The 22,241-nt window shown below is 36.4% G+C and carries 21 protein-coding genes and 3 pseudogenes; 5 read left to right on the forward strand and 19 right to left on the reverse strand.

Going from position 1 to position 22,241, the window contains the following annotated elements; all coding sequences use genetic code 11:
• Window positions 1–11: 11 nt before the first annotated feature.
• Genes JCM21714_RS05380 through JCM21714_RS22795 form a run of 4 tightly spaced genes read left to right on the forward strand, consistent with a single transcriptional unit; the run spans window position 12 to window position 3,079 of the window.
• Complete coding sequence (locus JCM21714_RS05380; protein ID WP_035722456.1) at window positions 12–1,973, forward strand: DUF5693 family protein; 1,962 nt, start codon at window positions 12–14, stop codon at window positions 1,971–1,973.
• Between the two features lie 31 nt (window positions 1,974–2,004).
• Window positions 2,005–2,379, forward strand: a complete 375-nt coding sequence (locus JCM21714_RS22785; protein ID WP_268748294.1) for a polysaccharide pyruvyl transferase family protein — start codon at window positions 2,005–2,007, stop codon at window positions 2,377–2,379.
• A 29-nt stretch (window positions 2,380–2,408) separates the two neighbouring features.
• Window positions 2,409–2,747, forward strand: coding sequence for a polysaccharide pyruvyl transferase family protein (locus tag JCM21714_RS22790; protein ID WP_268748300.1), 339 nt, complete (start codon window positions 2,409–2,411; stop codon window positions 2,745–2,747).
• A complete protein-coding gene (locus tag JCM21714_RS22795) occupies window positions 2,705–3,079 on the forward strand; it encodes a polysaccharide pyruvyl transferase family protein (protein ID WP_268748295.1) in 375 nt (124 codons plus the stop codon). Before JCM21714_RS22790 ends, JCM21714_RS22795 begins: the two co-directional genes overlap by 43 nt.
• A 48-nt stretch (window positions 3,080–3,127) precedes the next feature.
• Here JCM21714_RS22795 and JCM21714_RS05390 read toward each other — a convergent pair.
• The 3 genes and pseudogenes from JCM21714_RS05390 to JCM21714_RS24670 all read right to left on the reverse strand — a co-directional run bounded on the left by JCM21714_RS05390 (window position 3,128) and on the right by JCM21714_RS24670 (window position 5,390).
• A pseudogene (locus JCM21714_RS05390) lies at window positions 3,128–4,178 on the reverse strand (glycosyltransferase family 4 protein).
• A gap of 334 nt (window positions 4,179–4,512) precedes the next feature.
• Window positions 4,513–5,088 carry an MraY family glycosyltransferase gene (locus JCM21714_RS24665; RefSeq protein ID WP_439644445.1) on the reverse strand — a complete coding sequence of 192 codons (576 nt, stop codon included), beginning with the start codon at window positions 5,086–5,088 and terminating at the stop codon, window positions 4,513–4,515.
• The gene (locus tag JCM21714_RS24670) at window positions 5,085–5,390 is read right to left on the reverse strand and encodes a hypothetical protein (protein ID WP_439644446.1); all 306 of its coding nucleotides are present in this window, start codon (window positions 5,388–5,390) and stop codon (window positions 5,085–5,087) included. Before JCM21714_RS24670 ends, JCM21714_RS24665 begins: the two co-directional genes overlap by 4 nt.
• 394 nt (window positions 5,391–5,784) lie before the next feature.
• On the opposite strand from JCM21714_RS24670, the gene JCM21714_RS05400 reads away from it, so the two are divergent.
• Window positions 5,785–6,819 (forward strand): LCP family protein, encoded by a 1,035-nt coding sequence (locus JCM21714_RS05400; RefSeq protein ID WP_052000406.1) that lies wholly within the window; start codon window positions 5,785–5,787, stop codon window positions 6,817–6,819.
• A gap of 115 nt (window positions 6,820–6,934) precedes the next feature.
• Here the strand turns inward: JCM21714_RS05400 and JCM21714_RS05405 are convergent, their stop codons facing one another.
• The 16 genes and pseudogenes from JCM21714_RS05405 to JCM21714_RS05450 all read right to left on the reverse strand — a co-directional run bounded on the left by JCM21714_RS05405 (window position 6,935) and on the right by JCM21714_RS05450 (window position 22,241).
• On the reverse strand, window positions 6,935–7,567 hold the full coding sequence (locus JCM21714_RS05405) for a hypothetical protein (RefSeq protein WP_035722457.1): 633 nt from the start codon (window positions 7,565–7,567) through the stop codon (window positions 6,935–6,937).
• Window positions 7,564–9,897 (reverse strand): polysaccharide pyruvyl transferase family protein, encoded by a 2,334-nt coding sequence (locus JCM21714_RS18110; RefSeq protein WP_052000407.1) that lies wholly within the window; start codon window positions 9,895–9,897, stop codon window positions 7,564–7,566. The genes JCM21714_RS05405 and JCM21714_RS18110 overlap by 4 nt, the downstream gene beginning before the upstream one ends.
• 20 nt (window positions 9,898–9,917) lie before the next feature.
• Entirely contained in the window at window positions 9,918–10,673 is a 756-nt protein-coding gene (locus tag JCM21714_RS18115) for a glycosyltransferase (protein WP_084040590.1), read from the reverse strand.
• On the reverse strand, window positions 10,559–11,482 hold the full coding sequence (locus tag JCM21714_RS22800) for a glycosyltransferase family 2 protein (RefSeq protein WP_052000409.1): 924 nt from the start codon (window positions 11,480–11,482) through the stop codon (window positions 10,559–10,561). Before JCM21714_RS22800 ends, JCM21714_RS18115 begins: the two co-directional genes overlap by 115 nt.
• 22 nt (window positions 11,483–11,504) lie before the next feature.
• The gene (locus JCM21714_RS18125) at window positions 11,505–12,104 is read right to left on the reverse strand and encodes a CgeB family protein (RefSeq protein WP_052000410.1); all 600 of its coding nucleotides are present in this window, start codon (window positions 12,102–12,104) and stop codon (window positions 11,505–11,507) included.
• Window positions 12,097–12,597: a hypothetical protein gene (locus JCM21714_RS18130; protein WP_052000411.1), complete on the reverse strand. Its 501-nt coding sequence runs from the start codon at window positions 12,595–12,597 to the stop codon at window positions 12,097–12,099. The genes JCM21714_RS18125 and JCM21714_RS18130 overlap by 8 nt, the downstream gene beginning before the upstream one ends.
• A 118-nt stretch (window positions 12,598–12,715) precedes the next feature.
• Window positions 12,716–13,411, reverse strand: coding sequence for a hypothetical protein (locus tag JCM21714_RS05420; protein ID WP_035722466.1), 696 nt, complete (start codon window positions 13,409–13,411; stop codon window positions 12,716–12,718).
• A gap of 19 nt (window positions 13,412–13,430) precedes the next feature.
• The gene (locus JCM21714_RS19740; RefSeq protein ID WP_052000412.1) at window positions 13,431–13,820 is read right to left on the reverse strand and encodes a hypothetical protein; all 390 of its coding nucleotides are present in this window, start codon (window positions 13,818–13,820) and stop codon (window positions 13,431–13,433) included.
• The gene (locus JCM21714_RS23795; protein WP_148294972.1) at window positions 13,795–13,896 is read right to left on the reverse strand and encodes a hypothetical protein; all 102 of its coding nucleotides are present in this window, start codon (window positions 13,894–13,896) and stop codon (window positions 13,795–13,797) included. Before JCM21714_RS23795 ends, JCM21714_RS19740 begins: the two co-directional genes overlap by 26 nt.
• Before the next feature lie 17 nt (window positions 13,897–13,913).
• On the reverse strand, window positions 13,914–14,234 hold the full coding sequence (locus tag JCM21714_RS19750) for an ATP-binding cassette domain-containing protein (protein ID WP_052000413.1): 321 nt from the start codon (window positions 14,232–14,234) through the stop codon (window positions 13,914–13,916).
• Window positions 14,235–14,360: 126 nt separating this feature from the next.
• Window positions 14,361–15,176 carry an ABC transporter permease gene (locus JCM21714_RS05430; RefSeq protein ID WP_035722469.1) on the reverse strand — a complete coding sequence of 272 codons (816 nt, stop codon included), beginning with the start codon at window positions 15,174–15,176 and terminating at the stop codon, window positions 14,361–14,363.
• 23 nt (window positions 15,177–15,199) lie between these two features.
• Window positions 15,200–16,461, reverse strand: a pseudogene (locus JCM21714_RS05435) (nucleotide sugar dehydrogenase).
• A 23-nt stretch (window positions 16,462–16,484) separates the two neighbouring features.
• On the reverse strand, window positions 16,485–17,765 hold the full coding sequence (locus tag JCM21714_RS05440; RefSeq protein WP_235182637.1) for a glycosyltransferase: 1,281 nt from the start codon (window positions 17,763–17,765) through the stop codon (window positions 16,485–16,487).
• Between the two features lie 14 nt (window positions 17,766–17,779).
• Complete coding sequence (locus JCM21714_RS18145) at window positions 17,780–18,199, reverse strand: glycosyltransferase (protein ID WP_052000414.1); 420 nt, start codon at window positions 18,197–18,199, stop codon at window positions 17,780–17,782.
• Window positions 18,196–18,978 carry a glycosyltransferase gene (locus JCM21714_RS18150; RefSeq protein WP_052000415.1) on the reverse strand — a complete coding sequence of 261 codons (783 nt, stop codon included), beginning with the start codon at window positions 18,976–18,978 and terminating at the stop codon, window positions 18,196–18,198. The genes JCM21714_RS18145 and JCM21714_RS18150 overlap by 4 nt, the downstream gene beginning before the upstream one ends.
• A 165-nt stretch (window positions 18,979–19,143) precedes the next feature.
• Window positions 19,144–22,241: pseudogene (locus tag JCM21714_RS05450) on the reverse strand (efflux RND transporter permease subunit).

Consider the following 22,241-nt stretch of genomic DNA (forward strand, 5'->3'; position numbering starts at 1 on the left):
GGAGTATAAAATTGAAACAAAAATATTGGTTATGGCTCATCATTATTATATTGACGCTTTTATCTATTCCTGGTGTGTTAGCAAGGTGGAATGTCGAGACAGGTAATGATACATATAATACGATCATCCCGTTTAAAGAGATTAATGATTTAACAAAGGAAGATGATCTATCGTTGGAAGAAACGCTGACTAGATTACACGATGCGGGTCTTACAACCGTATCTTTTACACCTGATTCATTAGCTAAATGGTCAAGTCTTGATATAATTAGTAAGTATGAAAAGAGAGAATTAGAGGATATTGTGCGCTTTCATGAAGATGCTGATAACCTTGTGGAAGACAAAGATGGTTTTTACATAACAAGACCTTCAGAAGATTATTATGACGATAAAATAGTTAGCGAGTTCCATCCGATTACAATCAATATTGGAACAGAGGAGTTATATTTTATCGATGAAGAACAATATATAGAAGATGAATTAAAATCTTTAGGTATCAATAAGGAAGGTAATAATGAAAACGGCGAAGAATTATCGGATGAATCAGCTTTCAATTATTATCTAGGTTATAACCAATTATTAATAGAAGAAGTTAGTAACTATGGTTTTGAATATGTGCTTCGTGTGGAGAACACAGAACTTAACAATAATGAAACGATAAATAATATAATTGATTTAAAAAATGATGACACTTCTTCCTTATTATTCTCAGGAGGAGAAGTTATTGGATATCCTGAGAAAGCTGACATACAAACCTATGCCAATCGATTAAATGAAGCTGGTTTCGATTTTTATTCCATTGAATTCACTTATCAGGATGGTTTAGCAACCCTTGCTAGTGAACTTGACTATGATGTTATTCGATTACACAGTATGACCATTGAATCTGATGCCATTGCCGAGTCTGTTCAACGAGCAGTTAGGGCTGTAAAGGAACGTAATATTCGTTCTCTATTTTTACATATACCGGGTATAGGAGAAGCTTCCGATAGGTTAGAAACCACTGAAATATTTCTTAATCGATTAAACAGTCACATCCCCCCCACTAACTATCATTCCGGGGAACCTGAGCCGTTTCAGGATATTGAAATTCCGATCTGGTCGATGATTTCTGTATTACTCGCCGGTATCGCATTCACTTATCTTTCATTAGAAGTGATGAAGAAAACATGGATTCGAATCACAGGATCGATAGTGATGGCGCTTCTCGCTGGGATGTACTTAGGTACAGGCCTGTTAGCAAGCCTACAAGCATTTGGTCTTGCTATCGCACTTCTTACAGCGATTTATGCTACTTTAGCTGCAAAAGATGGGACAACAACCATGAAGGGGGGGATTATGTTAGTTTACCTTCAGGCAATTGCTATTAGTGTCATCGGCATCACAATTATGATCGGAGTCTTAAATGGCGATTCCTTTATCACTGGATTTGCGCAATTCCGAGGAGTGATTCTTGTTTACGTTGTTCCAATGGTCTTCTTAGCGTTATGGGCATTATGGCAGCCATTGAATCGTTTTTATCACCATATGAGAAGCAACTTCGCCGCGGAAATGAAAAAAGTCGTTCACGTTATTTCAAATGCTCAAGTAAAATATTGGCACCTTATTGTCCTAAGTATTGTTGGTATTGGTTTTTATTATTACATTACTCGGACAGGTAATGAAGGTGTTGCAGCTGACGTTGAGATTATTGTGCGTCAACGATTAGAGGAATGGCTGTATGTCAGACCTAGAACGAAGGAATTTCTGATTGGGTTTCCATTATTTATATTAGCGACTTATGTGATTGGTAAGCATCCACGCTTTGGTAAGTACTTACTGATTCCTGGTAGTATTGGATTTTTATCGATCGTGAATACGTTTAGTCATTTGCACATTCCGATATATATTTCGATCATTCGTACAGGATATAGCTTAGTGATCGGCTTAATAATAGGATTAATCCTTATTTACATCTTTAAATGGGGGAAGTAAAAAACTAGCTAAGGTATGGGGGTGATGACTAATGCGCATTGTAATGTCAGGATACTTTGGATTTGACAACACGGGAGATGAAGCAATTCTGCAAGCAATTGTCGATTCGCTTCGCAAACTGCAACCAGACGTGAGTATTGTAGTCTTATCGAATAACCCTGAATCAACAGCTGCTAAGTATCATGTAGAAGCGGTTAATCGTTGGGATATCAAGGCTATTGCTAAAACAATTCGAAATGCTGACGGTTTGATTAGTGGCGGCGGCAGTTTATTACAGGATAAAACCGGTTGGAAGACGATTCCTTATTACACAGCGGTGATGAGAATTGCTAAGTTTTACCGAAAGCCTGTTTTTGTTTATGCACAGGGCATGGGACCGATTGATGGGGCGTTGGGAAATGGCTGACACGTTCCACTCTAAATAAGAGCGATCAGATTACGGTTCGCGATGCCGATTCAAAGAAGTTATTAGAGGAGATTGGTCTAAAGAAGCCGATTGACATTGTACCAGATGCTGTATTCGGATTAGCTGTAAAGCAACAAGCTAGTATATGGCTGACAGATCAATCGTTATCAGCTGATTTTATTACCATTAGCGTTCGCGACTGGCCAGTTGAAACAGACTTTATCAGAAAATTAGCTGCTGTCTGTGATCGTTTTGCAAAGAAGGGGACGGAGATTCTCTTTGTACCGATGCATGGAGAAGATGACCGGCAGACTGCGAGAAAGTTATGGGGGGGTATATGGAGACAGAGGCTCGACACGTACCAGTAGAATTGGAGTTAGAGGAAAAAATTTCGATCATCGCTGCTTCATGTATGCTGATTGGCATGCGTCTTCATTCTCTGATATTTGCCAGTCTGTCGCATACTCCTTTTGTCGCCATTTCTTATGATCCGAAAATAGATTCCTTTGCACAATTAGTTAACCAGCCGATTGGTGCTAATGTAAATGAGAGTAATTGGTCTGAGAACGAACTGTATGAGATTGTAAATGATGTGTATGAAAATGTTGACGATTATCACAGTCTATTAAAAAATCATGTGGAGCCATTAAAACGAGATGCATTACAAACAGCTCAGCTGGCATTAGATACCTTTCAATAACACATAAACACATAGAAGAAGCCTCGTCCTGGGACGAGGCTTCTTCTATTATTTGTTTCTTATTTTCATACTATCGACAAAATTTAAAATCGGACGATAATTTTTACTAATTAAACCAGTCACTTCAACCACTAGTTCAATTACGATAAGCAGTAAAAATAACGTTACGGTAGAGCCCATACGGTGGAACGGTTAAATACAATCGCAGCGATACTAAACAGACAGCTAAGCGCATAAATAAAGATTACCGTTTGTCTGTGAGAATAGCCCATCCGAATCAAACAATGATGAAGATGAAATTTATCCGGGGCCATTAATGGTTTATGTTGAATTTTTCTTCTGACGATCGCAAGGACTGTATCCATAATCGGTACACCTAACACAATTATTGGGATAAGAATGGATAAGAATGTCACATTTTTAAATAAACCGGTAATAGCTAATACACTAATCATATATCCTAAGAATAACGAGCCCGTATCCCCATAAACACCTTGGCAGGATTAAAGTTATAGACTAGGAATCCTAATGTGCTTCCAAGTAATAACAGTGCGATAAAACCAATATAGACATTGCCCATAACCATTGCCATACCTGCTATTGTAATGAGGACAATCGAAGAAACTCCTGCAGCTAAACCATCTAATCCATCAATCAGATTGACTGCATTGGTTATCCCTATTATCCAAATAATCGTAATCGGGATGGTGAATAGTCCGAATTCCACTCTTTCACCAAATGGTAATACGATAAACTCCATTTGGACACCGCCAATCACGGTTACGGTTGCGGCAATAATTTGTCCTAATAGCTTTACTTTGGCACTGAGTTGATATAAATCATCCAGGAAACCAACCGCTGTAATAATCAATGCACCTACAAGCATTGGCCAGGCCTGTATCATACCAGGGTTAAAAATAAAGAATCCGATAAAGAAACTTATCACGATTGCCAAGCCACCTAAACGCGGCATTACTTTCGTATGGACTTTTCGTTCGTTTGGTTGATCGACAGCTCCAATTCGAATAGCAAATTTTATAACAAATGGTGTAATGATAACGGAAATAATAAAACATACCGTTAAAGCTAATAAGCTCATATTTGCCTCCTATATATTTATGAATATAACGAATATCTATTTTTCACAAGTCTCTGATACATTATATAGAAGTAGATTGCAAATTTCAACCGTTAACTTCATTTCTTTTCATCATAAGTGTCGGAATCCGTACATGGTACTTACATCCTTCTTTTGATTATTTTACGTAAACTGCTTATTAATGGTTTTTGGCCATTTAGCACCACACCAGATAACTCGGCAATAATTTGAATTCCCAGAAGAATAAACGTAAATATAATTAAGGAATTTAATAACTGAGTGCTGCTAAAAATAACCGCCATCAATCCAAAGAAAAAGCTGAAAGCATAAATGATCAATACCGTCGACCGATGACTGTAGCCCATATCAAGTAGTCTGTAATGAAGATGCTTGCGATCAGCATTTCCGATCCCCCCTCTTTATTAATTAACCGTTTCATCATGACAAATAAGGTATCAAATATTGGAACAGCTATTACAATAATTGGAATGATAAAACTAAACAAGGCTACATTTTTAAATAATCCGAGCATTGATATCACTGATATCGCATAGCCAAGAAATAATGCACCAGTGTCCCCCCCCATAAATATCGTCGCTGGATGGAAATTATGATACAGGAAGCCTAAACAGCTTCCGACAAGGACAATGCATAAATAAACAACGATAAGCCGATAATCCATAATTGCTATAATCAGAATACTCGTTAATCCAATCGCTGATACCCCGGAGGCTAATCCATCCAGTCCATCAATCAGGTTAATCGCATTTGTCACACCTATTATCCATATAATCGTTAATAGAAAACCAAATTGATTTAACTCAACGGAACCAATAAAAGGCATCGTCAATCTGTCAATTACAAGCCCTGAGGAAATAACAACACCTGCTGCTGCTAACTGACCAATCACTTTCTGATAAGCTTTAAGCCAATCGTATCATCCAGTATTCCTGTGATGATAATAATAATTCCGCCAATGATGATTTCAAGCATATAGGGATGTTCTGGCTGAAGGTAAATTAATCCGGCCGCTACACCAGCAATAATTGCAATTCCACCTAATCTGGCCTTTATCCCATCATGTTGTTTACGTCCTTTTGGTACATCAATGGCATTTATTTTAAAGGCTAATTTCTTTACCAGTGGAGTCGTAAAAAAGGCTACAAGTGTCGCTATAAGAAATGCGATGATTAATTCCGTAATATTGTACATTGTTTACAAACACCTACTTTGATTTCTGGATATTAAATATTTCGTTGGTTTATTCTATCTTTAGTGGGTTATCATGAAAGCTTCACTTTATCTGTTGTGTACTTTATAGTATTACTTTCAAAAATGCAAAAGTAACACTATCATATAATACCATATGTTTGTCTAATCATCTACAACAGTGAAATAATCTTGTTTTACCTACGTAATTAGTGGTCTGATATTTAGATGATTCTTGCCTCTATTCGATTTATAAAACATTAGCATATGGAATAACTGTGTAAATTATTACATGAATATTACATTATTTGATAATTTCTTCAACATATATTGCCAAAACCTATTAGATTCTTTATAATTAATGAAAAGAAGGATTATTGATTTAAGGGGAATGCCCATGGAGCGCAAAGAACTGCGAGAACAACAAAAAAAGCAAAAAAAGAAAAAAAGAATAAAAACTTCCTTGCTTATATTAGGATTAGTAATTGTAATAGGAATTAGCCTTGGTGCCTATATTTTATTTGAAACATATCAAGCTGCCAGTGGTACCTATGATGAATTAGAACGAGGCGAAAAGTCTGAAAAACGCGAAGAAGTTGTCAAGATTAGTCAAGATCCAATTTCAATTCTGTTAATGGGCGTCGAAGATTATTCTTCAGATGGAGATCATGGAAGATCCGACACGATGATTGTCGCCACCTTTAATCCTGGCAATGAAAAGTTAAAATTGTTGAGTATTCCCCCCCGTGATTCCTATGTAACCATCCCTGGTAGGGAAGGAATGGACAAGATTAATCATTCCTTTGCATACGGCGGGAAGGAATTAACTGTCAAAACTGTAGAAGAATTATTGGATATTCCAATTGATTATTATGCCACCGTCAACTTTGATGGGTTTAAAAGCATTGTCAACACACTTGGTGGTATAACCGTTGATGTACCATTTGACTTTGAACAGAATAGTGATGACCAGAAAGCCGAAAAGCTTCAGTTCTTTGAAGGTGAAATGGAGTTAAACGGACGATATGCCCTGGCATATGCACGAATGCGTCTGGAAGATCCTCGTGGTGATATTGGCCGTAATGAGCGACAAAAGCAAGTGATTGAAGCAATCATCAAAGAAATTACTTCACTTACTGCAATAACAAAAATTGAAGATCTAGGTAAGAATTTAGAATCCAATGTCGAAACAAATTTTAAAGTTGGTGATGGCATCAACTTTTTAAGTAAATATGCGGATTTCCGAACATCTAATATTGATCAAGTTACGTTAGAGGGTTCAGATCAATATATTGGTAATACCTATTACTATCAGTTAAATGAAGAGTCCTTAAATACTGTAAAGCACGAGTTACGTGTTCACTTAGAAATAGAAGAGCCTGGTCAACCAACTGAATATTCTCAGGAAACAGAAGCAGAGCCAACCTCGTAAAGAGGTTGGCTCTGCTTCAATACTATCAAAGGTAATTATGAAGTGGTAGTACTGCTTACCAATCGCTTCGACTTGTCGGCCTACCTTTCCACGGGTTTTTCTCCTCAGCTAAACTTTATATTCGTTTGAGTGTTTGGGTTATGATTGAATAGTCGTTTTCATTTGCACTTTCTGTCCAGATACGAAGTCCATAGAATTTAGTTCGTGAAGCAGAACCCCAACTCCAAGATTCACAGTTTTTCATAGCTTCTAATTTTATACGTAATGTTATTTGATTTTTTTTCGGTGTGAGTTTCAGATTAAAAAAGTTTTCTTTGTTGCTAAGTGCGATATCTTCCTTATGGATCTTCTTGCCTTCTAATATAACAGAATATTGAATTCTTCCCTTATTCCTGGGCTTTTGATAAGAATTATGAAGTACAAAGGAAACCATATTTTCCTTCTTCTTGATAACATCTAATGTTATTTCTACTATTGTGTAATCCTTCTTTTTTGGTGCCTTAATATTCGAAAGCCGAAAAACAATTTCCTGTGACTGTTGTTTCATAGTTACTTCCTTATTCAAATGTTGATTTTGGCAATATACATTTGCATTATTCAAATCAACCATTTCACTAGCTATAGCATGTGATCGATCTAAATTACGAAGCAATTTATTTTCTAGTGAGACATTATATAGTTCATTCTCTATTTCACCTTTTTTGAGATTTGCCTCCAGGAGTTCCTTACGTACTAAATTAGTCTTCATATTTCGTAAAGATCTTGACGAGGATAGAATCGATAAATTTCCTTATGGCGATTAATACCTTGTTTTAATAGCTGAACTGCCATATCAAATGTTTTAGCTGATTTCGCTGTTTCTTGTTTTACTGCTTCATTTAATTTACTGACAAGTTCCCTTCTATTATCAATTAATTCACGATATTTTGTCGTAGCATCATTTAACTTAAAATCAAGTTCTAACAAGTAAGGTTCCATCTTCATATTCTGATAGTGTGCCATAACCTTCTCATCATAATTAAAGCCTATAGCGGGTACACCGAAGCGATTCGCTAATATAGAGCCATGAAGTCTCATTGATATTGCTGCTTGAGCATAACCAATTAGGCTAAGAAATTCATCATATTTACCATTATGCTTATAAATGTGAGTATCTTCATGTTTTGACATTAACATGCTGACACGTTCATGGATATTATTATCGTCGGACTTCCCTCTTCCAAATTGATATGGCAAGAACAATATTGTAGATGTGTTACTCTCAGATAAAACACTATCAAGATATGTCGCTATGTTTTGTTCAAAGAACTCAGGGCTATCCCGCCAATCTCTCAGCGAAACTAATATCAAATTATCTTTTAAATGGTGCTGCTTTATATATTCCTGAGCTAATTGTGTCCCGGGGTATTGTAGCATATAGGTCGGGTCTGAGGTTTGATGAATTTCCTTCTGCACACCAGGAATTGATTCAAGCAATTGCTTGGAATGTTGATCACGAACGGTAATAAGGTCCATTTGGTTGGCCAGAAATTTGGCGAATTTTCTTGCTTCAGGATTTGTTAAAGGACCCACTCCTAAGGCAAAATACATCTTCGGCACTTCATGAATGTTAGCAATTGTCGGTAAAATACCCATTCCAGCAATTCCATTTGTAATACTGTCAAAGAAATCCGGTACACCAGCCGACTGATTAAAGGAATAATCATTTAGAAGTCCGCCACCTCCGTAAATTAACAAATCAGCCTCTTTAATAAAGCGGTCCATTCGATAATAATCCGTGCGTGGCAAACTGTAAAAGCCTTGTTTCAAGGTTATAGCTTGCGGATTAAATCCTGCCACCATAATTAACGTGTTAGGATGCTGCGCTTTGATATGATGACTGATAGATTCCAGTATTAAATCATCACCTGAATTCAATGCTCCATAATAGCCCTGTATAATGACTTTGGCAGCTTTTTGCTTTTGACCAATTAATTTACCTATTTGAGAATAACGCTCCATATTCAATAAACTCTGTGTTTGGTTAATATCCTGACGAATATAAGCAAATAAATCTTCCCATCTTGACTCCCACATATGCTTTTCCACTAGTTTAGCAAAAGATTTTCTTCGTATATTTTCTGCTTCTTCAGGATGTGCCAGATAATATTCTATCTTTTCCTTTAAATCGAATTCATTCTTATATCCGATGATTTCTTCCCCGTAATCAAAAAAGATTTCCATTTCTTCAAAAATCTCGGTACATAAAATACCACCATTTGCAATCGATTCAAAGACGCCTATCTTCAGATTGGTATATCCTGCCCGTGTCGCAGGAAAATTTATATGAAATTTCCCAGCTCGAGCTGCTGAGAAAAAATCTTCTCCACTGACAGGAAATGCACCTGGTATTTCCCAACCTGTACCATATACTTTAACATCTAAGGATTGATTCAGATGATTCATCACGCGATTACGATCTTCGCGATTAAAGGCATTTCCGATACAGACAACATCTGCATTCCAATCTGGTCTTGCTACAGCTTCAGTTTCAATGAAGGATCGGTCAATTGCAAAGGGGGGGAAATGAATAGTATTATTTATTCCAGCCTCTTTATACATATTTAACGCTTCAATCGCATTTGTTGCATGATAATCGAAACGATGTGCGAATTTCTTTGTGCCGACAAATACATCAGGGTCTGACAACGTAATGCCCACTAATATAAAACCTAGATCTTTTAGCCAATTGCTGTCTTCTTCAGAAAATGTGTATCCTCCCGCATTACAAATAATAATTTGTGGTTTGAATTCTTTTAAGATTGGCTTTAATTGATCCAATTTTATCTCAACCGGTCCTATTCCACCGGTAAGTCTGTCTGGATTATAGACAACACCTCTAAAATCATCTGTATTAAAATCAAATACGGTATGTCCTAAATTTTCCAGTGCCTGTTTCATTCTGCTAACGATATCTGTTTTACCAAATGCATATCTTCCTATATGTAATATTCGGTAAAATTCTGATGCTTCAATCGTTCTATTTCTAAGTTCCTCTCGTTGCTCTTCAACAGACGGTAAATTAAATTGTTTACTCATCGATTTCCATCCTTTCAGCATTATCGCATTAAAAGATGCCATTCATGCTTTTGATGTTCTTGCATATATGGCAGATACATTTCCAGAATATCTTTTAGCACTTCTTTTGCTTGATCCTTATCATATTCTTTCATCCGATTCCATTTCTTCAAGTACCAATTATTAAAATAATAGGAAAATCGCAATGCCAGATATTCATCTAATAACGAATGATTTTGGAGAAATTCTAATTTCCTTTCCTCAATTTTTTTATACTTTAAAAAAGTTTGTAATGTGATATTATTTACAGAAGATCCTTCAACACCCGCAAAATAGATATGAATTATTTCATTAATTGTTGCAAAACTTTGCGCGTTGTAAAGCACCTCCCAAAAATATAGTGTGTCTTCACCGACAACACCCTCCACCATTTTTAATTTTCGCTCAAGTAAAAACGATTTTTTCATCATCATTGCTTGTATACTTTGACTTTTAAAAGAAGTATCGAGCAAGATTTCTGCTGCATGTTGTTGTGTAAAAATATTTTGCTGAGGGAAACATTCATAAACAGATTTAAAGTAATTGACTTCACGGCAATTTTTATCTGCCTTAATAATATTTCCAATCACAATATCCACATCTTGTTCTATTATACTTTGATATAGTTTAGTATATCCTTCATTCACTGCTTCATTATCCGGATCCAGGAAAGTAATAAATGGTGTAGTCGCAAGTTCAATTCCCTTATTACGGGGGGGCGTGATGCACTTCCACTTCCACCAGTTGGATAGAAAAATGTTTGGATATTACTATACTTTCTAGCTAATCGTTCAACTATTTTACAAGTATAGGAATCGGTGGAACCGTCATCAATCAAAATGATTTCCATCTCATGGAACATTGAAGATCTTCTTAAGCTGAGAAAGCATTTCCCATATAGATGGTCACCATTATTATAGATAGGCACAATTACACTAAATTTTGGATGATGCCGTCTATTTATTTGCTTCATAACCGTCTGTATTTCAAGCCCATCAATTGCATATCCTTTATCAAAGGAATGACTTTCTTCGTGAAATTGTCTGATCCATTCAGATAAAGAACAATGATTTAAAGCGAACATAGTAAGTGAGCTGTCGCTATAAGTTTCCACAAATTGATGTTCCTTGACAGGTATAATTTCATGATTAGTTACTTTTATATCCTTCGTAACAAAACGAACATCTGTATATTTAAAGCCATTTATCATATCTTCCAGATGAAATTCTTCATAGAGATACGTGTCTGAAAAAATAGTTACATACTCCATCTCTTGTTCTTCATCAGTAGTATCATGAATACCCTTTAGGATTTTATGCGGATATGTCTGCCGATCAAAGCTTTCTTTAATTTGTTGATAATTATCATGTTCATCATATAATACGACAATAAATTTCGGATGATTATCGTTAACTTCCATACCTATTTTTTTTAACAGGAATTGTAACCGATGAAAGCTAGTATGCTTACGCATAACCTTCCTAACACCAAACATTTGAATTTCATATAATTCTTCTGTTGTGTAGCGACGTAAAATATTCTGAATTTCCCCTTTTGTAATACCCATAAAGACGGATGGAAAGAGATTATTAACCCCCGTTACTATAATTTGAAAGAATCAGATTACCCATTCCCTGAAGCTCAAATATTCTGCTTGCAAACATAGTTGGACTATCTTGTATTGAATTTAAATTAACCATCCAGCTATGTAACATAGACAGCTTTTGAATGGATGCATGATCGATGGAAGGTGACAGAAATGGTAAATATTTAATAGGGAATAAATAATTTGGATGATTACGCTGATAGTTCCGATCAATGATTTTTAAATTTTCCCCCCCAGATTGGATTACATCATCAAATATTCGCATCGTATCTTTTTGACGATGTGGATATTTGGCATACCAGGATCCCGCGAAAACTACTAACTCATCTTTACCCGGTCGTTGTCTATTAATCGGATTATTGTAAACAGGATTGAAACCAAACTCTAATAGGTAGACGCGCTCATGCTGACAATCAAGCTGGTAATTAGAAATTATCTCAGCAGCAGTTGTAAATACAATATCACATTGCTTTGCAATATCAATAAAAATAGAATAATTTGGTGGATCTTCTTTCGAGTAGAACACAATTGTCCTGTTATCTGCTTTAAAGAATTTAATTAGCTGTTGGATTGTCTTACGCATAGTGGTGTTTTTGGGGGTTACCTAACCCCCCCTTCCATTCTTCGTTAAGACCGTTCCACGTCGTTACAATCCATACAAAATCCAGCTTATCTTTATAGTCTTTATAATTATCCGGTGTTAAATAAATCAATTCAGCAGTATTCTCATATGCTTTGTACAAAAACTCATCAGCAATAATACCAATTTTAATATTATATTTATGAAAATATTGAGAACCATTACTTGGAGTAACATTAGCTGCATTAGTAATAGTAATTACCTTGGAAGGAAAATCTTCATCAACCATTTCCTGTTTCAATTGTTGATAATGTTCCAAATCAACCACTTGTTCTTGAAATGGATAGGTGTCTAAGCTAGAGGAAGCTTTAATTTGATTCCATAGAAACCGTTCTTTAGTAGTACCCGTCTTACTTTCTTCTTTTAATTGGTTCTCAATATCATTTAACTGCGTTTGCAATTTTGCTTCCTCTTCATTCATTTTCATTTGATCCATTTACCTTCGCCTCACTCTATTACGAATACTCCAATATTTCATAATTAATCTGCCTGCTTTTGAAGATTTTAAATTTTTATATTTTTTATCGGTATCTTGAAAGGATTTTTTTAACTTTTCATAGTCTTTTAGCAAATCCTGATATTTTTTTTAAGACGTTTTTTTCACTACTTAGATGGTCTCTTAATTGATTCATTACTTCTACTTTTTTTAGTTTTTCTGTCTTAAATTGTGTTTTATAGTAGTCTAAGATCCTTTCTTCTCTGGCTTTATGAATCCATTCCAGTTTTTTAAGAAGTGCAACATCCATTAATAGTGGATGATCGTGAGTGGTTGTGATAAATTGGATATAAATATAAGGTGATATCCATTCTAATTCTTCTAAACGGTGCTTATGATCTTCTAATTCAAAATAATCAGTCCAAAATGGATGAGCAGGATATAATTCTCGTGTATCATCCGCATTTATCAGAAAGGTGCAACTACCGCGTGATCGCAATAATGACTTCCAACCCAAAAACTTTAAAGTATAATTTGACCTTTCAAAAATAATTACCGAGTCGAAATAGTGCTTATAGCTTGCCGACTTCCAATCGTCCATCGATAAAAAATGGTAAGAAGGCACATGTTTAGACTGAAAGTAATCTAATCTAGCTTGCAACTCCATTCCATCTAATATTGTAATTTCACGTTCCTCTTTAACAAGCGTTTGGAATAGATGAATTGGCAAATCTCCAACAATCAATAAATGATTGCCATGTACGTGTTCATATAACCAACTTTCCCGAGCTGTAACATGTTTTATTTCATTCATTAGCATATCTCCTTTAAGCTTATAACCCTAATCCTACTAGATAAGCCAGAATCAATAACGGGCAGATTAATAGAAGCTTCGGTATGAACCATCTGATAAAAGATGTTTTTTTTGTTTTTTCCAATACATCTTTGGAGTTAATATATTGTTTCTTTAGACTGGTATTTTTTAATTGTGATTTTCGTTCAGCTGTCATTTTTTTAACTGTGTGTACATAGGTATTATATTGCTTTATTACGTCTTCTACTACACCGAAGGCTCGTAATTCTCCATAGTGCAACCAAAGAATTCTGTCACAGAAGGATTTCATTTGGCTTGCAGAATGGCTGACGAAAAATATCGTTTTCCCCTGCTGTTTAAATTGATTCATTTTATCTAAGCATTTATTCGCAAATGTTGAATCCCCCAACGGATAATGCCTCATCAATAATTAATATATCGGGATTTGTATGAACGGATATAGCAAATCCTAATCTTGAGCGCATACCACTGGAGTAATTTTTTACTGGTTTATGGATATAGTCCCAAGTTCTGCAAAATCCATAATGTCATCTTCCACCTTCTCAATTTGAGCCTCAGTTAATCCATGCATCATACACTTTAAGTGAATATTATCGATTCCAGAAAGGTTATTATTTAATCCAGCAGAAATAGCAATCAAAGAAGGTGTGCCATTTAAGTAAACACTACCTTTCGATGGTTGGACAACTTGACCGAGAATATTAGACAAAGTAGATTTACCAGAACCATTCAAACCTAAAATACCAATTGTTTCTCCTTCATTAGCAGTAAAGGATATCTCTCTTAATGCCGCAAACAGCATCTCGTTTTTTTTTCTTTTTTAGAGACAAAAATTCCAATAATTGATCTGAACGTTTATTCTCTGTGGAATATAATTTATAGACATTTTCTAATTTTACTTTATATGTCATGAAGTTCCCTCACAATTTTATAAATAATCAACAAAATCTTCGCGGAAATGTATATGTAATTTAGCACCTATTAGTAACAATGTGATCGTGAATACCCAAAAATAGGAAGTGTAAACTAAGTCATCAAAAAACCATGCAGTGCCTAGAAATGAATTCCTAATTCCATCTATAATATAGTATAAAGGATTCAATTGCAGTAAATTCGTTAATAATGGTGGAACCCTGTCTCCAGTTGGATCCCACAAAATCGGTGACAAATATAATAACATTCTCATAGTAGATGATAGAAATGTTTGGTAATCCCTTATTAACATTGAAATGGTAGAGCTAAACAATGAAAAGGCAAAAATGAACATAAACATACAGAAAAAATAATAGAATAATTGAATCCAAAATAATGAAATACCCACGCCGTTAATAATTAATACAACAACAAAGATCAACATAAGTACAATAAATTGGACACTATTACTCAATATTTTAATAGTAGGTAATAAACTGACCGGAAAGTTCATCTTCGATACTAAGGATACCTTTTGATGAATACTGTTAGAACCTTGTATCATGGATGGACTGATAAAAAACCATGGAATCAAGCCCATTAACAACCAAATAATATAAGGTAGTTCTCCAATTGAAGAACCGCCCCCCCTTAAACCAACACCAAATACAATCCAATAAATCACAATTTGGATAATAGGTGTTAAAAATTGCCATAGAGTTCCTAAATAATGAGATTGATAATCTGCTCTCACCTCAAAACGAGACATTCGATATATCAATCTCTTGTTTTGTATCTGTTCCATAATAATCGTTTTTACTGCATTAAACATTTTTATGCTTCCCTTTAAATAAATTAGTTAACATAGTTATATAAATTGCCATAATTCACATAATTCATTGATGCATCTGTATTATTCACGATATTTTTTGTATCAAAATTTGTTGGGTTCTCATTGTTGCAAAATGTTCTCCTGTTAAATCTTTAAATTCATTATGATCCGCTAAGATTAACACTATATCAGAGCCATCCAATGCTTTTTCTAAGTCTTTTTCCACAAAGCTCAGTTTCACGTGTGGATCATAAGCTACAACGTCATATTCTGGTTTTGCATGTAATATTTCATAAATTTCCATCGCAGGACTTTCCCTGATGTCATCGACATTACCTTTATAGGTTAAACCGAATACGGTAATTTTTTTGCCGTTGTTTTTAGCTAAAAGCTTTTCGGTAGCATTCACTACATAGTCAGGCATGGAGTTATTGATCTCTCTTGCTTGATTAATGAGTTTGGTATTTTCCGGTGCTTTTGCAATAATAAAGTATGGATCAACCGCTAAGCAATGTCCACCTACGCCAGGTCCAGGTGTGTGCAGATTAACACGTGGGTGTTTATTGGCCATTTCAATTACTTCCAGAGCATTAATTCCTAATTCAGTCGAAACTTTCGCTAATTCATTGGCAAGGGCAATATTAACGTCACGGAACGTGTTTTCCATTAACTTGGACATTTCTGCAGTTTTTGCCTGGGTTTTTACGATTTCGCCTTTTACGATTCTTTCGTATACTTCTGCACCTTTTTCTGTACAGGCATCTGTAATGCCACCTACCACTCGATTATTATAAATCATTTCATGCATAATCTGACCTGGTAACACTCGTTCTGGACAATGCACTAAATAAATATCTTCCCCCCCGATTGTAAAGCCAGCTTCTTCAAGGCGTGGTTTAATACTATCATCCATCGTTCTTGGTGCAATGGTAGATTCGACGATCACTACATTTCCTTTTTCTAAATAAGGGATAATGCTTTCTACTGCGGATAATACATATTTTAAGTCACAAGATTTATGTTCGTCATTACTATTAGGGGTGGGTACCGCAATAATAAAAGTATCGGCTTTTTCCGGACTTAATTGTGCCTTAAAGTTCCCTTTCTCAATTACTTCTTCCAGCGCTTCCTGTAAACCTGGTTCTTCTATATGAATCTTACCATTATTTAAAGAATCAATTACATTCTGATTCACATCAACTCCGATTACGTCTACATCATGCTTCGCAAACATAATCGAAGTTGGTAAACCAATATAACCTAAACCTACTGTACATAATTTCATTTTCAACACTTTCCTTTCATTCCTTAAAATTGTTGATATAGTTCTAATAATTTATGTTGTTCCCTTTCCCAATTATACTGCTTTCTTGCCGAAATACAATTCTTACTGAATGCTTCGCGTTTATCGGGGTTTTCCAATAAGTAGTTAACGCCTTTTGCTATTTGATCTGGTAAATGCGGATCAATCGTCACACCTATCTGATTTTCATCCACTACCTTCTTAATTTCAGGGAAATCACAGGCGACCACAGGTACTTCTGCCATCATATATTCAAATAATTTGTTTGATGATGCGGAATAATGATTGAAACACACATTATTTAAGACCTGAAAACCTAAATAGCCATTCTTAGTATATTTAGGCAATTCCTTAAGTGGAACTTTTGGGATAAACTTAATCTTGTCTTCTAAGTTTCTCTCTTTAACCATTTGTTTTAGTTTTTCTTTTATCTTTCCGTCTCCGATAAACACTAATGTACCCTCTTTAAATTGCGGAAAAGCTTCGATAATATTTTCCAGGCCTCTTCCCATTTGAATACCACCCTGATATAAGAGGATCTTCTCATCCTTTGGCAAATCTAGGATAGCATGTAAATCTGCTTTTTCTTTTTCGATGCTTATTTCTTCTGTTGGATAGTTGTGCAGTACATATGGGTAAAAGCCATATAAATCTTCATTATATTTTGCTCTTGTGGCATTCTCTACCATCATCGCATCCATACGCTGAATGAAGAATCGTTCAAATTTCTCGTACCACGGACTATCATAGCCTGTTCTACTTGTTTGGACTTCATGTGAGTCGTAAATAAGAGGCTTTTTATTTATCCGCCATTTGGCACTTATATATCCTTGTGGCATGGTATTCAAATCATTGGAATGATAGATATCATAATTACCACGATGGCCTTTCCAGATCATTCTTAAAATTAACGATCCTCTTATCCAGAGCACCCTTACTTTCGTTTTTAACAACAGAATCGCGATCACTGTTAATGGCAGGATAACCCATGGGAATATATAAACCAGAAAAGCCCATATGATTGCTAGTGGGACTAGCGGCCATCTCTTACCGACTACAAAACGGTAACTATCTTGCATAAATAAAAGTAAGCTTGGATAGCGCTTCATTCGATATACTCGAAAATGCTCGTTTATTTCTTCATATTGCTTGACGTTTGGATCATCAGGGTCATCGATGCAAATAAGCTCCACATCGTAGCCATTTTGCGCCAACGAGGTCCCTTCCCGCATGACACGGGCATCATTTGTGAAATGATTCCATACAAACATTCCTACTCGCTTCATTCGATACCCCCTCTTTATTTAATAAAATCTACTATTTTTTTTATATTATTCTCCCATAAGAAGTGCTGTTTTATTACGCGCAAACAGTTTTTCTGCAGTTTATTTAATAATTGCCGGTTTTCTCTCAGCTCTACTATTTTTTCTATGAGAGGGAGAGCATCACTTGAACTATAAACATATCCTGCTTCATTTTCTATTATTAAATCTGCTGCAACACCTTTTAAACCTGCAATAATAGGAGTCTGACATGTCATGTAATCCAATACTTTTCCAGGTAAGACGGTCGTAAATACTTCTTCTTCATTTAAAAAAGCAATGCTTACATCAGCATTTCTAATTAATTGTAAACTTTGGCTCCTTGTTGCAGGTTCATGCATTTTTACATTATTTAAAGATTCTTTTTGAATATACTCTTTAAATTCATTCGTTCTCATTCCATAGCCAACAACATCAAAATGAATGTTATGTTATTTAAGTCCTGTGCAACCTGCTTGAGCCGGTCGATATCCTGAGCTAAACCTAAATTACCTGCGTATATTACTTTAAATTCATCATGGTTTTTTCGGTTCGCATGTAATTCGTATTGTCTGGGTCCGTTAGGTAGATAAATAATCTCTTTATCTGTCTTTAATTTTTTCTCTATATGTTGTCTGAAGCCCTGACTATTAATCACAATAGTATCAGCCGTTCGATACATTTTCTTTTCTAAATACTGAAAAATATTAATAATCCATTTTTTATCGAAGCTTTTGACCCCCCCTGTCAAACTATCAGGCCATAAATCTCTTACTTCTAATATAAGTTTAGAATGTATCAGTCTTCGCCCGATTAATGCTGATAAAACAATAAATATTGGGGGGGTCGACACATATAAATAATCATAGTTATCTTTTCGCCTCTTCCATAATTCCAATGTGAAGCGATACATAATTTCTAAATAAAAAAAGAGCCTACTGAATAATTCATTTGAAAACCTTTTATTCTTAATTGGTATTCTTGTTATTCGTTGCTCTTGGTTATTGACTTCCTCATCGTCCCAAAACATTCGATCTTTATACATATTTTTATTGGGGGGGTAGGATGGTTCAATTGTTAGGACTTCTACATCTATATTATCTTTTAACAGTAATTGAAAGATGTTTTTCATACGATTCCCCGCACTGCCTATCGCAGGATAAAAATTCTGAGTAATAATTAAAACCTTTTTTTTCATTCCTCAATCTCCTATAATAAAAGAGCACTCTATTAACTACCATAATATTACTTTAAAACATATCAAATGGCAATCATCAATTTTAATATTACACATTTTGTAACATTATTGCTTTCAAATTCTATTAATAAAACCCTGAGGTAACGTAACACCTCAGGGTTTATTTTATGCTTCTTTCTTCTCTTTCCTTCCAAACCAGCCTTTCACCCGCTCTGACAGATTATCAAAATAGGTATATATAACTGGAATTAACACTAAGGTAAAGATACTTGATGTCGCTAAACCAAAGATAACAGTGATTGCCATTGGCTGTTGCATTTCGGCGCCTTCTCCGTAACCCAGGCTAATGGTACCATTGCCAGGATCGTTGTTAAAGTCGTCATTAAGATCGGACGCAGCCTTGTTTTACCTGCTTCCACAATTGCCTCATGTCGTTCGACCCCCCCTCGTCTTCTTAAGATATTGATATAATCGACGAGAACGATCGCATTGTTTACGACAATACCGGCGAGCATGATCACCCCCGATGAAGGCGGTAATCGATAGGGCTGGCCTGTGACAAACAGTCCGCCGAATACCCCCAATAGCTGTTGCTGGCATCGAGAACATGATGATTAACGGAAATAGGAAGTTCTCAAATTGCACAGCCATTACGGCATATACTAAGAAAATTGATAATAGTAAAGCTAAGCTAAGATCTGCAAAAGCTTCCACCATATCTTCTGCCTGACCACCGATCGAATAGTCATACTCTTCAGGGAAGTTCATGCCATTAAGGGCTGCTTCCACGTTGGCAGAAATCGTTCCTAAATCACTGCCAGAGATACCAGAGGTAATGTTTACTTGACGTTGCTGATCCTGTCTGGTAATCGTTGCAGGACTTTGGACTTGTTCAAAATCTGCAACAGTTGTTAAGGAAATCATTGTTCCCTGTTGATTTTGAATCTTTAAATTCTCTAAGTCATTAATAGTCGAACGCTCATCTTCTGGAAACATCAGCGTGACATTCATTTCTTCGCCATCTTCGCGATACTGCATCACAGTCTGACCCGTGAAACCAATCTGGATCTGGCTCATGATTTCCTGATAACTTAAGCCATACTGTGCAGCAAGTTCGCGGTTAACCTGAATTTGCATTTCTGGTTGTGTATCCGCTAAAGAGGAGGTTGGATTATAGACTCCTTCTACATCCTCTAAAACCATCAGGACCTGGTCGGATAATTGCTGTAACACTTCTGTTTCGGGACCACTGATTTGGATCTGAATTGGATCACCAAAACCAGCTGCACCTGAACTTGCCTCAGAAACAGTGATTTCTGCTCCAGCAATATCCTGTAAATCCTGATTCACTTCCTGTACAAAAGAAGCGGTCGTTTGCTCGCGTTCTTCCGGTGCCACTAATTGAATTTGATAAGATGCAGCAGATCCATCTGACATCACCGCTTGTTCAGGATTACTGCTTCCCACAGTGACATAGCTTACGTCAATAACATCCTCGTGTTTGATAGCTGCTCATTTACCTTTTCCGTGATCGCAAGCCGCTTGTCTTCATTTGTTCCTGTTGGTGTTTCTACAGATATGTTGACCTGTCCTTGATCCCCCCCTTCCGGAATAAACGATGTTCCGATAAATGGGATAAGGGCCAAACTGCCAATTACAGCTGCAAGTGTGATTGCAATCGTTGTTTTCCTTAGCTTTAATGCTTTTTCTAAGACACGTTGATAGCCTGCGATGACTTTATTTAAAAAGCGATCAAACCAATAACGGCGGCCATGATCCTCCATTGCTTTCGTCAATAGCTTGGATGACAGCATCGGAATTAATGTCACGGCAACTGCCAGTGATGCGATTAACGAGAATGATACTGTTAATGCTAACGGTGTAAACAATTCCGACGCGATTCCATCAACAAACACGATTGGTAAAAACACGACTAAGGTTGTCGTTGTCGATGCGATCACAGCTGGCGCTAATTCGGATGCCCCCCCTTTGATCGATGCCTCTTTTAATTTATAGCCTTGCTGCCTATAGTAGACAATATTCTCGAGTATTACAATCGAGCTGTCGACCATCATCCCGATACCAAGGGCAAGACCACCCATCGTTAAGACGTTTAGGGTTTCCCCCCCTGTGAAATATAAGAGAACAAAGGTCGAAACAATCGCGATTGGAATCGAAACGCCAATAACTAATGTTGCTCTTACACTTCTAAGGAATAACAGTAAGATAAGTAAGGCAAAGATACCACCGAAGATCATATTCTGAATCACGGAATTAATCGACTGCTTAATAAATTCAGAAGTATCGACGACCACATCTAGCGAAATATCCTCTGGTAAGTCTTTATTTAATTGTTCGATACTTGCCAGAACATTGTCGGAAACTTCTACGGTATTCCCATCCGATTGTTTGAGGACACTTAACACAACAGCTGTCTCATTATTAACTAATGTCGTGCCATTCTTTTGCAGGGTATCGTTCACTTTTGCAATATCGGCTACTGTTATTTGTGCACCCTGTGGGGGGGTACGAATAATCGTGTTGGCGATATCATCAATCGAGGAAAATGATCCATCGATCCGCAATTGCAAATCCTGATCCCCACGTTGGATCGAACCTGCTGAACCTGACTGATTGGCACCTGCAAGTGACTGCTGAACCAATGGAGTCGTGAGGCCATACTGGGTCATTGCCGCTCGATCTAACTCTAGTTCAATCACACGTTCTTCTCCACCTTCGATACTGACCGAAGCTACCCCCGCCTTGCCGTTCAAAATAGGGCTGAACCGTATCTTCTGCAATCGATTGCAGGGTCGTGGTATCACTGCCAGTCAGACCAACCCACATAATTGGTAGCTGATTGGGATTAAATCGTAGTACACTTGGAGCATTGGCACTTTCTGGCAGCATTGCTTTTACCTGATCAACGCTTTCCCTTACTTCCAATAGTGCATTATCCAAATTCGTACCATTTTCAAACATAACAATTACTAAAGATGATCCTGATTGCGATTGGGATTGGATCGAATTGACCCCTTCAATCGAGCTTAAAGCCCCCCTCAAGCGGCTTCGATACCAAACTCTCGACTTCCTGTGGTGCCGCGTCTGGATAGCTCGTCGCAACCACTGCAATCGGCAGATCAATCTCTGGGAAAAGGTCGATCGCTAAATTTCGAACAGAAATAACACCCATTGCAATAATAGCGAGGACAATCATGATGACCCCCGACTGGTCGTTTTACCGATGTATTCACTAGTTTCAT

The sequence above is a fragment of the Gracilibacillus boraciitolerans JCM 21714 genome (assembly GCF_000521485.1).
GTDB lineage: Bacteria > Bacillota > Bacilli > Bacillales > Amphibacillaceae > Gracilibacillus > Gracilibacillus boraciitolerans.

What these genes read in the sequence shown, in the direction of transcription:
- JCM21714_RS22785 (WP_268748294.1), top strand. Translation starts at nt 2,005, where the DNA reads ATGCGCATTGTAATGTCAGGATACTTTGGATTTGACAACACGGGAGAT.
- JCM21714_RS22795 (WP_268748295.1), top strand. Translation starts at nt 2,705, where the DNA reads ATGGGGGGGTATATGGAGACAGAGGCTCGACACGTACCAGTAGAATTG.
- JCM21714_RS24670 (WP_439644446.1), bottom strand. Translation starts at nt 5,390, where the DNA reads ATGTACAATATTACGGAATTAATCATCGCATTTCTTATAGCGACACTT.
- JCM21714_RS05400 (WP_052000406.1), top strand. Translation starts at nt 5,785, where the DNA reads ATGGAGCGCAAAGAACTGCGAGAACAACAAAAAAAGCAAAAAAAGAAA.
- JCM21714_RS05405 (WP_035722457.1), bottom strand. Translation starts at nt 7,567, where the DNA reads ATGAAGACTAATTTAGTACGTAAGGAACTCCTGGAGGCAAATCTCAAA.
- JCM21714_RS18110 (WP_052000407.1), bottom strand. Translation starts at nt 9,897, where the DNA reads ATGAGTAAACAATTTAATTTACCGTCTGTTGAAGAGCAACGAGAGGAA.
- JCM21714_RS22800 (WP_052000409.1), bottom strand. Translation starts at nt 11,482, where the DNA reads ATGGGTATTACAAAAGGGGAAATTCAGAATATTTTACGTCGCTACACA.
- JCM21714_RS18125 (WP_052000410.1), bottom strand. Translation starts at nt 12,104, where the DNA reads ATGCGTAAGACAATCCAACAGCTAATTAAATTCTTTAAAGCAGATAAC.
- JCM21714_RS18130 (WP_052000411.1), bottom strand. Translation starts at nt 12,597, where the DNA reads ATGGATCAAATGAAAATGAATGAAGAGGAAGCAAAATTGCAAACGCAG.
- JCM21714_RS05420 (WP_035722466.1), bottom strand. Translation starts at nt 13,411, where the DNA reads ATGAATGAAATAAAACATGTTACAGCTCGGGAAAGTTGGTTATATGAA.
- JCM21714_RS23795 (WP_148294972.1), bottom strand. Translation starts at nt 13,896, where the DNA reads ATGCGCTCAAGATTAGGATTTGCTATATCCGTTCATACAAATCCCGAT.
- JCM21714_RS19750 (WP_052000413.1), bottom strand. Translation starts at nt 14,234, where the DNA reads ATGCTGTTTGCGGCATTAAGAGAGATATCCTTTACTGCTAATGAAGGA.
- JCM21714_RS05430 (WP_035722469.1), bottom strand. Translation starts at nt 15,176, where the DNA reads ATGTTTAATGCAGTAAAAACGATTATTATGGAACAGATACAAAACAAG.
- JCM21714_RS05440 (WP_235182637.1), bottom strand. Translation starts at nt 17,765, where the DNA reads ATGAAGCGAGTAGGAATGTTTGTATGGAATCATTTCACAAATGATGCC.
- JCM21714_RS18145 (WP_052000414.1), bottom strand. Translation starts at nt 18,199, where the DNA reads ATGAGAACGAATGAATTTAAAGAGTATATTCAAAAAGAATCTTTAAAT.
- JCM21714_RS18150 (WP_052000415.1), bottom strand. Translation starts at nt 18,978, where the DNA reads ATGAAAAAAAAGGTTTTAATTATTACTCAGAATTTTTATCCTGCGATA.